Annotated in this window: 15 protein-coding genes; 6 read left to right on the top strand and 9 right to left on the bottom strand. The window is 70.5% G+C overall.

Annotation, left to right across the window (positions count from 1 at the left end; translation table 11 throughout):
- Nucleotides 1–66 precede the first annotated feature (66 nt).
- The 3 genes from ABZU52_RS29680 to ABZU52_RS29670 all read right to left on the bottom strand — a co-directional run bounded on the left by ABZU52_RS29680 (nt 67) and on the right by ABZU52_RS29670 (nt 2,233).
- Nucleotides 67–1,200, bottom strand: coding sequence for a cupin domain-containing protein (locus tag ABZU52_RS29680; RefSeq protein ID WP_354974255.1), 1,134 nt, complete (start codon nt 1,198–1,200; stop codon nt 67–69).
- Between the two features lie 13 nt (nt 1,201–1,213).
- The gene (locus ABZU52_RS29675) at nt 1,214–1,462 is read right to left on the bottom strand and encodes a hypothetical protein (RefSeq protein ID WP_354974254.1); all 249 of its coding nucleotides are present in this window, start codon (nt 1,460–1,462) and stop codon (nt 1,214–1,216) included.
- 207 nt (nt 1,463–1,669) lie between these two features.
- Nucleotides 1,670–2,233 (bottom strand): hypothetical protein, encoded by a 564-nt coding sequence (locus ABZU52_RS29670; protein WP_354974253.1) that lies wholly within the window; start codon nt 2,231–2,233, stop codon nt 1,670–1,672.
- A 503-nt stretch (nt 2,234–2,736) separates the two neighbouring features.
- Here ABZU52_RS29670 and ABZU52_RS29665 point away from each other — a divergent pair.
- On the top strand, nt 2,737–3,228 hold the full coding sequence (locus tag ABZU52_RS29665; RefSeq protein WP_354974252.1) for a helix-turn-helix transcriptional regulator: 492 nt from the start codon (nt 2,737–2,739) through the stop codon (nt 3,226–3,228).
- Nucleotides 3,229–3,257: 29 nt separating this feature from the next.
- Here ABZU52_RS29665 and ABZU52_RS29660 read toward each other — a convergent pair whose 3' ends face one another.
- Entirely contained in the window at nt 3,258–4,268 is a 1,011-nt protein-coding gene (locus tag ABZU52_RS29660) for an aldo/keto reductase (protein ID WP_354974251.1), read from the bottom strand.
- A 160-nt stretch (nt 4,269–4,428) separates the two neighbouring features.
- Here ABZU52_RS29660 and ABZU52_RS29655 point away from each other — a divergent pair, with 160 nt between their 5' ends.
- Nucleotides 4,429–4,968, top strand: a complete 540-nt coding sequence (locus ABZU52_RS29655; protein WP_354974250.1) for a TetR/AcrR family transcriptional regulator — start codon at nt 4,429–4,431, stop codon at nt 4,966–4,968.
- 12 nt (nt 4,969–4,980) lie between these two features.
- Here the strand turns inward: ABZU52_RS29655 and ABZU52_RS29650 are convergent, their stop codons facing one another.
- Both ABZU52_RS29650 and ABZU52_RS29645 read right to left on the bottom strand, forming a co-directional pair.
- Nucleotides 4,981–5,862 carry a TauD/TfdA family dioxygenase gene (locus ABZU52_RS29650; RefSeq protein WP_354974249.1) on the bottom strand — a complete coding sequence of 294 codons (882 nt, stop codon included), beginning with the start codon at nt 5,860–5,862 and terminating at the stop codon, nt 4,981–4,983.
- Between the two features lie 17 nt (nt 5,863–5,879).
- Nucleotides 5,880–6,173, bottom strand: a complete 294-nt coding sequence (locus tag ABZU52_RS29645; protein WP_354974248.1) for a hypothetical protein — start codon at nt 6,171–6,173, stop codon at nt 5,880–5,882.
- 47 nt (nt 6,174–6,220) lie between these two features.
- Between ABZU52_RS29645 and ABZU52_RS29640 the strand changes: the two genes are divergently transcribed.
- On the top strand, nt 6,221–6,499 hold the full coding sequence (locus ABZU52_RS29640) for a S8 family serine peptidase (protein WP_354974247.1): 279 nt from the start codon (nt 6,221–6,223) through the stop codon (nt 6,497–6,499).
- Nucleotides 6,487–6,957 (top strand): S8 family serine peptidase, encoded by a 471-nt coding sequence (locus ABZU52_RS29635; protein WP_354974246.1) that lies wholly within the window; start codon nt 6,487–6,489, stop codon nt 6,955–6,957. Before ABZU52_RS29640 ends, ABZU52_RS29635 begins: the two co-directional genes overlap by 13 nt.
- Before the next feature lie 163 nt (nt 6,958–7,120).
- On the opposite strand, the gene ABZU52_RS29630 is transcribed toward ABZU52_RS29635, so the two are convergent.
- A complete protein-coding gene (locus ABZU52_RS29630) occupies nt 7,121–8,005 on the bottom strand; it encodes a pyridoxal-phosphate dependent enzyme (protein ID WP_354974245.1) in 885 nt (294 codons plus the stop codon).
- Nucleotides 8,006–8,234: 229 nt separating this feature from the next.
- Here ABZU52_RS29630 and ABZU52_RS29625 point away from each other — a divergent pair, with 229 nt between their 5' ends.
- Entirely contained in the window at nt 8,235–9,404 is a 1,170-nt protein-coding gene (locus ABZU52_RS29625) for a helix-turn-helix transcriptional regulator (RefSeq protein ID WP_354974257.1), read from the top strand.
- Here the strand turns inward: ABZU52_RS29625 and cutA are convergent.
- Nucleotides 9,379–9,651, bottom strand: coding sequence for a divalent cation tolerance protein CutA (gene cutA, locus ABZU52_RS29620; RefSeq protein ID WP_354974256.1), 273 nt, complete (start codon nt 9,649–9,651; stop codon nt 9,379–9,381). The two genes, ABZU52_RS29625 and cutA, sit on opposite strands and share 26 nt — an antisense overlap.
- A gap of 679 nt (nt 9,652–10,330) precedes the next feature.
- Nucleotides 10,331–11,083, bottom strand: coding sequence for an SDR family oxidoreductase (locus ABZU52_RS29615; protein ID WP_354974244.1), 753 nt, complete (start codon nt 11,081–11,083; stop codon nt 10,331–10,333).
- Nucleotides 11,084–11,164: 81 nt separating this feature from the next.
- Between ABZU52_RS29615 and ABZU52_RS29610 the strand changes: the two genes are divergently transcribed.
- On the top strand, nt 11,165–11,809 hold the full coding sequence (locus ABZU52_RS29610; protein ID WP_354974243.1) for a TetR family transcriptional regulator: 645 nt from the start codon (nt 11,165–11,167) through the stop codon (nt 11,807–11,809).
- Nucleotides 11,810–11,922 lie beyond the last annotated feature (113 nt).

Raw genomic sequence — 11,922 nt, 5'->3', positions numbered from 1 at the left:
GGGGGCGCTGACCCACCGCCCGGGCCGACCCCGGCCCGCGGGAGGGCCGGACGACGACGCCTTCGCTCAGATCACCACCTGCTTGGTGTTCGGCAGGCTGTCGACGATCGACTTCTGCACGTTGATCGTGTCGGCGATGATCTCGTGGGGCGTGTTGGCCATCCACTGCATCACCGAGATGTCTTCGAACCGGGGATGGCGGAACATCTCCAGGAACACCAGCGGTTCGTCCCCGGTGTTCTCGATGTAGTGGCCGTACGCGAAGGGAACGTAACCCACGTCGCCGGCCTGGAAGTCGAACGTCCGAGCGGCGGCCTGCGCTGCGAAGACGCCCATCCGTCCGGTGCCGGAGATGTAGTACTGCCACTCGTCGGTGGTGGGATGCCAGTGCAGTTCGCGCATCCCGCCCGGCTCGACCTCCACCAGGGCCGCGGCGGTGGTGGTGGAGGCGGCGAAGTTTGTCGAGTCGGTGATCCGGACCGTCCCGCCGCGAAAGCGTTGCGGGGTCTGCGCGAGCATCCGGTGCTTGAAGCTGCGTGGGATGTCCCCGGTCGGGCTGACCACCCGATCCTGCTGCAGGGGCGGTGGGACGTCGCCCTGGAAGATGTACTTCTCCCGCTCGGGCAGGTTCTCCATCTGTTCCAGCGTCCAGCCGAAGTTCTTGGCCAGGACGTGCCGAGGGGTGTGTGCGAAGAAGTCGCTGAGCAGGAACGTGTTGTTCTCGGAGAACGCGCCGTCGTCGAAGACCAGCAGGAACTGCGCGCCGTCCTCAAGGGCCTGGATGTTGTGCGGCACACCCTGCGGAAAGAACCACAGATCGCCCGCCTTCACGTCCTCGATGAAATTGCGTCCCTCGTGGTCGACGGCGGCGATCCGGCAACTGCCACTGAGCATGTACGCCCACTCGGACTGCTGGTGCCAGTGGATCTCCCGGTACGCGCCCGGCTCGAGACCGAACTGCACGCCGGCCAGTTGACTGGCGATCGGCAGGTCGCGGCTGGTGACCTCCCTGGTCCAGCCGCCCTTCTCCACCCGGGTGTGCGCCTGGGAAAAGGAGAACTTGAGGTTGGGCACCAACCGGCTGTCGGTGGTCGGCGGAACCAGGAGGTCCGGGTTCTGCCGCTCAAGCTCCACGTTACGGCCCGCGAAGGGCGCGGCGCCCTGGTCGCCGCGCCGCGGCTGGGGATCGCTGTTCGCCATGATCGCTGTCTCCTCACTCGGGTTGAATCGGCGCGGGAACGGATCCGCTCCGTAGCCGGGACGAGATCCCCAGCAGGGCACGCACTCCGGGCCAGCCGTACTGGACCGCGATCGCGACCGGGATCGCCGCCGCGGTCGCCATCAGCACCAGGCGGGTCCACGCCGGAGCGTGACCGCCCGCCCCGGTGCCGGCGATGAGGACGAACATCAGCAGTACGACCCGGAGCCGATGCAGACCGGGCAGTTCGGTGAGCTGGGCCATGATTCGATGATCGGCGCCGAAGACGGATCGCCGCATCACGTGATCGCGCCATTGCCGCGCGCCAGATCCCGGACGCCGTAGGCCATGGGGCGCAATCCCGTCGGTTCGTCGATCTGGTCGCCCGTACCTGCCGGCATGGCTAGGCTCGGTCGCAGGACGGCATTTCGACGCGCCTGGTAACAACCGGGGAGAACGCCTTTGTCCGAATCACCCTTCGACGCTGGAATGCTTCCGGCCGACGACATCGCCGCCGACGCCGAGCACCGACGGCACCGGCTGTTCGCCACCGCGGATCAGCTCCGGCTCGCCGGACGCGGGATGGAGGCGCTGCACGTTCTGGCGGCGGAGATCGCGACGAGTCGCAGCGGCGAGCGGCACCGCGTCCAGGTGCTCGGTCACCTGGCGCATTCGGCGACGCTGGAGCAGCCGACCATCGCTCTCGCCGGCCTGCGGGAGGCGCTGAACCTCCGACTGGACGCCCGTAGCCGCAGCACCCTGCTCGCCCTGGTCGCCACGATCGCGGCCCGCACCGGGCATCCGGACACCGATGCCCTGCTCCGCGACGCGGGCACCGCGCACGCCGCGTCGAGCGACCAGTCGTCCGCTCGGCACCTCGCCCTCGGCCGGGCCGCCCGCTCGCTCGGGTACGGCGATCTGCCGGGCGCGCAGGCCGTGCTGGCGGCCCTGGATGCGGACTCCTGGGCGGCACGGGCGGACGCCCCGTCGATCCGGGCCGAACGGATCCTCGTGCAGCTCGGCCTGGGCCGGCATCAGGACGCGCGGACCGCGACCGACGGGACCGGCGTTTCGTTCACCGGGCTGACCGCGCTGGACTGTCTGCGCATGGTGGCAGTGGGCGAGCTGCCCGAGGCCGCCGCGCTGGCCGTCACGACGCTCAGCTCCGGCTCGGCGGAGATCAGTTGCGGCGTGCGCGCCCTCCTGGTCGCGGTGATCGGCGAGGTCCGCTACCGCCGTGGCGAACACGACGACGCCCGCGCCATCCTGCGCACCTGCGTCGCCGAGGAACGATGGCCGGACCGTACGATGTGGAGCCTCGCGCTCTGCGTGGCGGTTCGCGACCCGGCCCTCAACGCGCCGGCCGGCCTGCTCACCACTGTCGTCGCCGACCTGCACCGATCGGTCCGGCCGCTCCTGCCGGTGCCGCACTTCGGCCCCCGACTGGTACGCGCGGCGGTGGCCGCTGGCGACACCCGGGCCGCCCGCCGGGTCACCGAACTGGTCGAGCTGGTGTCCACCCGGACACCGGTGCCGCTGTGGCACGCGCTGGCCGACCAGTGCCGGGGTTGCGCGACGGCGACCCGGACGCGCTCCGGTCGGCGGTCGACCAGCTGCGCACCACCGCCGCCCGGCCGGCGCTGGCCGACGCGTTGCTCGACCTCGCCAACAATCGCCGGGCGCGATCCGGGGAGGCTCGCGATGCCGCGTACGAGGCGGCCGCCCTCTACGCGCGGATCGGCGCCCCCGGCGACCAGGCGATCGCCGACCGGCGCTGCGCCGACCTCGCCGCCACCCCGCGCCACCGGCCGTCGCTCGACGAGCTGCCGAGCGGGGGCATCGACGCGCTCACCCCCGCTGAGGAGCGGGTGGCCGAGATGCTCGCCGCCGGCGCCACGAAGAAGGAGGCGGCCAGGAGCCTCTTCGTCTCCTTCCACACCGTGGACACCCAACTCCGATCCATCTACCACAAGCTGGGCATCCACAACCGGATGCAGTTGGTGCGGGCCTGGGAACGGACCCGACGATAATCAGCCGACCTGACCCCGCTCGCCGGGGGTCACTTCTCGCTGTCGAGCAGGCCCATCATCGGGCTCGCGTAGCGCTGGCCGGAGGCGGCGCCGGCCGGCACGGCCCGCTCGATCTCGTCCAACGTCTCCTGGTCGAGCACCAGGTCGACAGCGGCAAGCGACTCGGCCAGCCGATCCCGCCGCCGCGCCCCGACCAGCGGCACGATCTGTTCGCCCTGCGCTGCCACCCAGGCGATCGCCACCTGGCTGGTGGTCGCCCCGAGACGCTGCGCGACCCGACCGAGCGCGTCCACGAGGCGCAGGTTGGCGGTCAGGTTCTCGCCCTGGAACCGTGGGCTGTTCGCCCGGAAGTCCGTGCCGGTCAGCTCACGGTCCGCCGACCAGTGGCCGCTGAGCAGACCCCGGGACAGCACCCCGTAGGCGGTCAACCCGATGCCCAGCTCACGCAGCGTCGGCAGGATGGTGGCCTCCGGGCCGCGCGACAGCAGCGAGTACTCGATCTGGAGGTCACTGATCGGCGCCACCGCCGCGGCCCGGCGGATGGTGTCCGCGCCCATCTCGGAGAGCCCGATGTGCCGGATGTAGCCGGCCTGCTGCATCTCGATCAGCGCGCCCACGGTCTCCTCGATCGGCACCTGCGGGTTCAGCCGGGACGGCCGGTAGATGTCGATGTGGTCGGTGCCCAACCGACGCAGCGAGTACGCCAGCCGGTCCTTCACCGCCGCCGCCGACACGTCGTACGGGGCCGCCTGGAAGCCGCCGTCCGGGGTCCGGCGCGCGCCGAACTTCACGCTGAGCACCACCTCATCGCGGCGACGCTCCCGCAGCACCCGGCCGATCAACATCTCGTTGTGACCCGACCCGTAGAAGTCCCCGGTGTCGATCAGGTTCACCCCCGCGTCGATGGCCGCGTGCAGCGTGGCGATGCTCTCCGCCTCGTCGGCCGGCCCGTACAGGTCGGACATGCCCATCGCGCCGAGCCCGATGATCGACACCTCCGGCCCGGAGGTGCCCAACCGTCGCCGTTGTAGACCCGTCATGTCCCTCGTCTCCTCCGGTCCCTGGAACTATGTGTACGCTGTGTCCATATAACCAACACGAAGACACGCTGTCCATATACTCGGAGGACCAGTGGCCCCGCTCACCCCGAACCCCGGCATGTCACCCCGCCGGGGTCGCGGCCGCCGGCCCGCTGACCAGGTGCGGGCCGAGATTCTCACGGCCGCTGGTGAACTCCTGCTGGCCGAGGGCATGGCCGGCTTCACCATCGAGAAGGTCGCGGCCCATGCCGGTGCCAGCCGGATGACCATCTACAAGTGGTGGCCCTCCAAGGGGGCGCTCGCCCTGGACGGCTACTTCACCGTCGTCGCGCCCACCCTGGCCTTCGCCGACACCGGGGACATCGTGGCCGACCTGACCAACCAGCTCGTCGCCTTCGTCCACCTCGTGCGGGACACCACCGCCGGGCGGGTCATCAGCCAACTCATCGGGCAGGCGCAGACCGACCCGGAGCTGGCCGCCGCCTACCGGGAGCGCTACTCCGGCCCCCGTCGGGCCCTCGCCGTCGAAACCCTCACCAGGGCCATGGCCCGTGGGCAGCTACGCGCCGACATCGACAGCGAATCCGTCGTCGACCAACTCTGGGGCGCCTGCTATCACCGGCTCCTCATCGGCGACCTGCCGCTCACCGAGGACTTCGCCCGGACCCTGGTCGACAACCTCGTCCGCGGGCTGCGCTGACCGCCCAGCGGGTCAGACCACCGTGCCACGCCACGGATCCACCGGCCCCTGCGGGCCGTCGCCACGCAGGGTGATCCGGTGTACGACCCGTCGCGCGCCGCCGTAGTCGCGGTTGGCGTAGTGCGCGGTGCTGCGGTTGTCCCACATCACCACGTCGCCGGTGCGCCACCGGTGTCGCACCAGGTGCTCCGGCTTGGTGAGGTGGGCGTAGAGCAGGTCCAGGATGGCCCGGCTCTCGGCCTCCGACACGCCGACGATGTGCGAGGTGAAGCCGGGGTTGACGAAGATGCCCCGGCGACCGGTCTCCGGGTGTACCCGCACGACGGGGTGCTCCACCGGGTCCAGTCGGGTGACCACCTCACCTTCCCAGACGTTGCCCCGACCGCCCCGGCGCTGCGCGAGGTAGTAGCCGAACTCCCGGTTGCCGTCGTGCACGGCCACCAACTGGTCCACCAACCGCCGCACCGGCTCGGCGAGCGAGTCGTACGCGAGTTGACTGTCCGCCCAACTCGTGTCGCCTCCGGTGGGCGGCAGGGTCACCGCGCGCAGGATCGAACCCAGGGGTGGGCGGGCCACGAAGGTCACGTCGGTGTGCCACACGTCGGCGAAGCCGTTGTCCGCACTGTCCAGTGCGTACACCTCGGGGTGCTTCTCGTCGACGCCACCGACCACGGGATGCGAGGCGGTCAGCTCGCCGAGCCGGCGACCGAGGCGTACCTGGCCGTCGTCGTCGAGGCGCTGGTCGGCGAAGAACAGCACCTTACGGTCCACCAACGCGGCGCGTACCGCGGCGAGTTCGTCATCCGTCGCGCGGTCCAGGTCGAGGTCACGTACCTCGGCGCCGAAGTGCGGCCCGAGTGGCTTCAGCGCCAGTTTCACGAGGGTGTCGGTCATGACGGTGTCCTTTCGGTTCAAGCGGCGGCGGCACGTACGGCGTGACCGATCGTGGCGCGCAGGGCCGCGTACTCCGGTGAGCCACGCAGCTCGTCCGGTTCGACGCCGGTGCGAGGAAGGTCGACGTCGAGGTCCAGGGCCACCCGGCCGGGCCGGCGGGTCAGGACGATCACCCGGCTGCCGAGGAACACGGCCTCGTCCACGCTGTGCGTGACGAACACACAGGTACGGCCGGATCCGGCGCTGACCCGGCGCAGATCCTCCTGCAATCGCTCCCGGGTCAACGCGTCCAGGGCCGCGAAACCTGCCACTCAACCAGTCATGTACCTATGGACCGAGCAATGGGGTACGGATCTACGTGATCGACACCGGGGTGCGGGTCAGCCATCAGGACTTCGGCGGTCGGGCCTCGCACGGATACGACGCGGTGGACAACGACTACAACGCTGACGACGGCAACGGACACGGCACGTTCGTCGCCTCAGTCGCCGCCGGCAACGCCTACGGCGTGGCCAAGAACGCCAACATCGTCGGCGTCCGGGTTCTGAACAACAGCGGGTCCGGCACCACTGCGGGTGTGATCGCGGGCATCGACTGGGTGACCGCGAACGCACCAGGCCCGCAGTGGCCAAACTGAGCCTCGGCGGGGGTGCGAGCAGCACCCTGGATGCCGCGGTTCGCCGGTCGATCAACGCCGGTATCACGTACACCATCGCTGCCGGCAACTCCGGTGCCCTGGCCTCCGGCACCTCGCCGGCCCGCGTCACCGAGGCCTTGACGGTCGGTGCCACCGACCGCACCGACACCCGACCGAGCTGGTCCAACTACGGCTCGGCCCTGGATCTCTTCGCACCCGGCGTAGCGATCACGGCGGCCTGGCGGACCAGCAACACCGCCACCCACACCGGAAGCGGCACCTCCTTCTCCGCCCCGCACGTGGCCGGCGCCGCCGCCATCTACCTCCGGAACAACCCGACCGCCAGCCCCGCGACGGTGAACTCCGCGATCGTGGCCGCAGCCACCCCGAACGTCGTCATCAACCCGGGCAGTGGCTCACCGAACCGACTCCTCTACATCGGCATTTTCGGCAGCTGATCGACCCCCGGGTGGGGATGCCCGTACCGAACCTCGGTACGGGCATCCCCACGCGCCGCTGGACGCAGACGGCCTCGCGCTCCGGCCATCGGCGTGACCGTCTCCGGCATCAACGCAACGCGTCTCACAGCGCAGGGCACCGCCATGTGTCCGACCGGCGCCCCTACAGCTCGGGGTGGCCGAACAGGCCCGGCAGCCCGCCGCTGTGCAGGAAGACGACCCGGTCGCCGCGCGGGAAGCTGCCGGTCAGCAACGCCGCCATCGCCCGACCGGTGTACGTCGGGTCCAGGAAGACCCCCTCCATCCGCGCGGTCGTCTCCAGCGCCACCCGGGCGGCGTCGGTCAGCGTGCGGTACCCGGCACCCACCTGAGAACCGTCGATCCGCAACGCGTCCGGCTCGACCTCCCCGACGAGCAGCCCGGCGACGGTCGCCCGGGGGTCCGGCACGGCACCAACATCCACGCCAATCACCCGCTCCGCGCCCAACTCCCGCACCAGACCGGCCATCGTCCCGCCGGAGCCGAGCGCCACCACGACCTCGACCCCGTCGATGTCGGGCAACTGGGCCCGCAACTCCCGGCCACAATCCACGTAACCCTGAACGGACGCGGGTGAGGTGCCACCGAACGGGATGACGTACGCCGGTCGTCGCTCCGCCTCGACCGCCACCACCTCGGCGAGCGGGCGATCCTCGGCCCAGACGATCTCCGCGCCGGCGAGCCCGTCGAGGAGCAGGTTGCCCCGTCGGCCCTGCGGCGGTGAGCCGGCGAGCACCAGCACACTGGCGAGACCGAGTCGCGCCGCAGCCGCCGCGGTGAGCCGCGCGTGGTTGCTCTGCGGCGCCCCCGACGTGATGACCGTGGTGGCGCCTTCGGCGAGCGCCTGGGCGCAGGTGTACCGGAGCTTGCGGATCTTGTTGCCACCTCCCCCGAGGCCGCTGAGGTCGTCGCGCTTGAACCAGAGCTCAGCCAGCCCCAGCTGGGCGGCGAGCCGGGGCGCGGCCTCCAGCGGAGTCGGCCACGTACCGAGGGAGATGGGAGCGATCATCCGTGCAGCTAATCACCCCGCTGCCCAGCATGCAGCCGGACATCCGCCAGCAGCGACCCGGCGGACAGCGGCAGGTGACCAGCCGGGCCCTTGCAAAGCGTGACGGTGATGTCTGCCCGGAGTAGCGTGCCAGGTGGCGGCCTGCCCGGTTAGATGCCAGCGGGCCGCCAATCGGGTCCTCTACCCCGAAGGCAGGCACGCCGTGACTGACCCGTCGTTCGCCGAGCGGATGCGGCAGCTTCGCGACGCGCAGCACATCTCCCTGCGCAACCTCGCCAAGATCACTTATCACGGTAAGACGTACCTGCACGAGTTGGAGACCGGCAGGAAGACGCCCACCGCCCAAGTCGCGCAGCGCATCGACGACGCGCTCGACGCCGCCGGTGAACTCGTCGCCCTCGCCTCCCAGCCCACCATCCGCCGCCGCGAATTCGTGGCCGCTGCAGGACTCGCCGCCGCCCTACCTCACACATTGCTCGGCCACGGCCGGCACGTCGGAACTGGCACCGCCGGACGGCTCGCCGAACGCACGGCCCGGCTTCGCCGCCTCGACAACTTCCTCGGCGGTGTCGACACCCACCACCTCTACACCGCCGAGGCCGACGCCACCGCCCGGCTCATCCAAGACGGTTCCTACAGCGAAACCGTCGGCCGGCAACTCTTGGCCGTCCTCGCCGAGCAAACCCAGCTCGCCGGATGGGCGGCATTCGACGCCGGACGGCACGCCGACGCGGAGCGGCTGTACCTGACTAGTCTCTCCGCCGCCCGCGACGCCAACGAGTGCGCCCTCGCCGGCAACGCGTACGCGTTCCTCGCCTACCAGCAGCTAACCCTCGGCAAACCCGCCTCCGACACCGCCACAGCTGGATGCGAGGCCGCCGCAGCCGCTACACCAGTTGTTCGGGCGTTGCTGCACCTGAGGGCCGCCTGGGCGTACGCCGTCAGGGGCAACGCCGCTGCGGCAGACCAGCAGCTTGCTCATGGCACCACGTGTCTCACCGAGCACGACAACCGGCCCGAACCCGACTGGGTTTACTGGGTCGACCACCTGGAAGGCGAAATCATGACCGGGCGCTGTTGGACGGTCCTGCGCCGGCCGATGCGTGCTATCCCCGTGCTGGAACGCGCCCTCGCCCGATTCGACGACACCCACTCCCGCGACAAGGCCCTCTACCTGTCGTGGCTGGCAGACGCCTACCTCGACGCCAACGAGGTTGAGCACTCGTGCGCCACCGCAGCTGCCGCAGTCCGGCTCGCAGGTGGGGTTGGGTCGGTGCGACCAGCGCAGCGCCTGAATTCGTTGCTCAACCGATTGGAGCCCCACGCCGGGATGCAGTGCGTGGCTGAGCTTCGGTCCTTGGCCGCCGAGATGTCTACTCGCCCTCGACTGTCCGTCTGACCCACGCCAGGTAGGCGGCCGACCCGTGGACGATCGGCACGGCGGTGACCTGAGGGTTGTCCCACGGGTGGGCGTCAATCAGGTGCGCCTCCAGCTGTAGGTACCGGTCCGCCGTGGTGTACAGCAGCACCTGCCACTCTTCGCTCGTGCCCTGCTCGCCGAGGTGCCAGAACACGGACGTCACCGGTCCGGTCACCTGCGCGCCTGCCGCCAAACGTGCCGCTGTTGCCCCTCCGGCTAGCGTCATCGCCGCCTCGCGGGTCGGCGTGGCTGTTGACACCTGCACGTAGTCGCTCACCCGCACAGGCTAGCCGGGCAGGTGTCCGCGGACAGGCACGGACAGTCGGCGGACACCTACGCCCGTTTGACCACAGCTGATTCCCCGTAACGTCCGACCCACGGGACGCCGGTGGTGAACATTCGAACCCGCGCGATGCGTGCGACCACCACCGCCGTTTCGCCGAAGGGCGGGGGGCGTCCGCGCCGGACATGACCGGGCGCCCCCAAGCCACTGACGGAGGGGTGCCCACCGATGATGCTTCCGCTCCCGACCACCGTTCGAGCGGCCTTGGATGCCAAGCGTGACCGAGGTCGGCAGGCGGTCGCCGCCCTCGACCGTCGGCTCGGCGGTCAGCACACGCCACGCCGGCCTGGGTGGGACTGCGACAGCTGTGAGCAGGCTTGGCCGTGCGACCCAGCGCGGGTTCGTCTCGGCGAGGCGTACGGCCGGGACCGGGTCGGTTTGGCCATGTACTGCGGCGCCTTGTATCCGGTGGCCAGCGCCGAACTGTCGGGCTCGGCACCAGGCGAGTTGTGGGAGCGGTTCGTCGGCTGGACGCGCTGATCGTGCGGTAGGCACTCGTGTTCGGAGTGTGGCTAGGCGCGATCACCGTCGGTCACCTTCGCGGCACCTACACACCCGCGCCTCAGCCGGGCAGGGAGCTGCGTTCGCCACCGTTGGCGAGCACGACCGATCCGTTCAGGTAACTGCTGCGGTCGTCGATCAGGAACAGCACGACGTCGGCGATCTCCTCGGGCTCCCCCACCCGACCCCGGATGTTGACCTGGCCAAGCGCCTCGATGTTGTCGCCGAGCATCTGCTCGGTGCCGGCGGTGCGCACCGGGCCGGGCGAGACGCCGTTGACCCGGACCCCGCTGGCGCCGAACTCGGTGGCCCAGGAGCGGGTGAGCAGTTCCACCGCGGCCTTGGATGCGCCGTACGCCGTGCCGATCGGTGCAGCCAGGGTGGCCGCGGTCGACGTGACGTTGACAATCACACCCGAGCCGCGCTTCGCCATGGCGGGTGCCAGGGCGCCCACCAGGAGGAAGGGCGCACGGGTGTTGATCGCGACGTGCCGGTCGAAGCTCTCCACACTCGTGTCCGGGGTGCTGGTGAAGTCGTAGACGCCGGCGTTGTTCACCAGGATGTCCACCTCACCGGCGTCGGCGGCCAGTTGGACGACCTGTTGGGCGTCGGTGAGGTCGGCGCCGACGAAGCGCGCTCGGCCGCCTCGCTGACCGATCTCCGCGACCAACTCGGCCCCGCGTCGGGGGTCGCGGCCGTGCACGACAACCTCGGCGCCGTGATCGGCCAGTTTCAGGGCTACTGCGCGACCGATACCGGCGGTCGCGCCGGTTACGAGAGCGGTACGACCTGCGAGATCAGCACTGAGTGACATGAGACCTTCTTTCTGGGTTGGCTGACCCAATTTCTAACAGTCGTTTCTGGGTTGCGCAACCCATTCCGGTAGGATGTGCTCGTGGCAGAGAGCACTGACAAGACCCCTCGGCTGACTCGCAAGGGGCAGGCGACCCGCGAGCGCATCCTGCAGGCGGCCACCGACCTCATCGCCGCGCACGGGGTGGCCGGGACGAGCACCGAGGATGTCCGCAAGGCGGCCGGGGTGAGCGGCTCGCAGCTCTACCACTACTTCGACAGCAGGCAGGCACTGATCCGAGCGGTCATCACCCGTCAGGCCGACGCGCCGCCGGTCCCCGGCCAGCCGATGATGGGGCCGCTCGACAGCTTCGACGCCCTCCGCGCCTGGGCTGACGCCGCGATCGAACGCCAGGAACAGAACGAGGGCCGCGGCGAATGCACCCTCGGCTCGCTGGCCGCGGAACTCAGCGCGACCGACGAGGAGTCGCGGGAGGATCTCTGCCGGGGCTTCCTCCGCTGGCAGGCACTGCTCCACGACGGTCTACTCGCCATGCGGGACCGAGGCGAGCTGCGAGCCGACGCGGACCTCACCGAGTTGTCCTTCGCCCTGCTCACCGCACTGCAGGGCGGCACGCTCCTGAACCAGACGATGCGCGACGCGCGGCCGCTCCGCGCGGCCATGAACGCGGCCCTGTCCTACGTCCGCTCCTTCGCGCTCACCGAAGACGTCCGCCAGAGGTCCTGAGAGGGCGGGGGGGGGGCCCCCCGCGGCCCCCCCCCCCCCCCCCCGAAAGTGGGCGGGGCCCCCCCCCGCCGGGGGGGGACACGCCCCCCCCCTAAGGAAATAACCCGACAAAA

This window comes from Micromonospora sp. NPDC005220 (assembly GCF_040607895.1).
Taxonomy (GTDB): Bacteria; Actinomycetota; Actinomycetes; order Mycobacteriales; family Micromonosporaceae; genus Micromonospora.
The sequence above is the reverse complement of the archived record's forward strand: the minus strand, read 5'-3'. Positions and strand labels throughout refer to the sequence as shown.

What these genes read in the sequence shown, in the direction of transcription:
- ABZU52_RS29675 (WP_354974254.1), bottom strand. Translation starts at nt 1,462, where the DNA reads ATGGCCCAGCTCACCGAACTGCCCGGTCTGCATCGGCTCCGGGTCGTA.
- ABZU52_RS29650 (WP_354974249.1), bottom strand. Translation starts at nt 5,862, where the DNA reads ATGACCGACACCCTCGTGAAACTGGCGCTGAAGCCACTCGGGCCGCAC.
- ABZU52_RS29630 (WP_354974245.1), bottom strand. Translation starts at nt 8,005, where the DNA reads ATGATCGCTCCCATCTCCCTCGGTACGTGGCCGACTCCGCTGGAGGCC.
- ABZU52_RS29680 (WP_354974255.1), bottom strand. Translation starts at nt 1,200, where the DNA reads ATGGCGAACAGCGATCCCCAGCCGCGGCGCGGCGACCAGGGCGCCGCG.
- ABZU52_RS29625 (WP_354974257.1), top strand. Translation starts at nt 8,235, where the DNA reads ATGCGGCAGCTTCGCGACGCGCAGCACATCTCCCTGCGCAACCTCGCC.
- ABZU52_RS29615 (WP_354974244.1), bottom strand. Translation starts at nt 11,083, where the DNA reads ATGTCACTCAGTGCTGATCTCGCAGGTCGTACCGCTCTCGTAACCGGC.
- ABZU52_RS29660 (WP_354974251.1), bottom strand. Translation starts at nt 4,268, where the DNA reads ATGACGGGTCTACAACGGCGACGGTTGGGCACCTCCGGGCCGGAGGTG.
- cutA (WP_354974256.1), bottom strand. Translation starts at nt 9,651, where the DNA reads ATGACGCTAGCCGGAGGGGCAACAGCGGCACGTTTGGCGGCAGGCGCG.
- ABZU52_RS29670 (WP_354974253.1), bottom strand. Translation starts at nt 2,233, where the DNA reads ATGCCGGCCCAGGCCGAGCTGCACGAGGATCCGTTCGGCCCGGATCGA.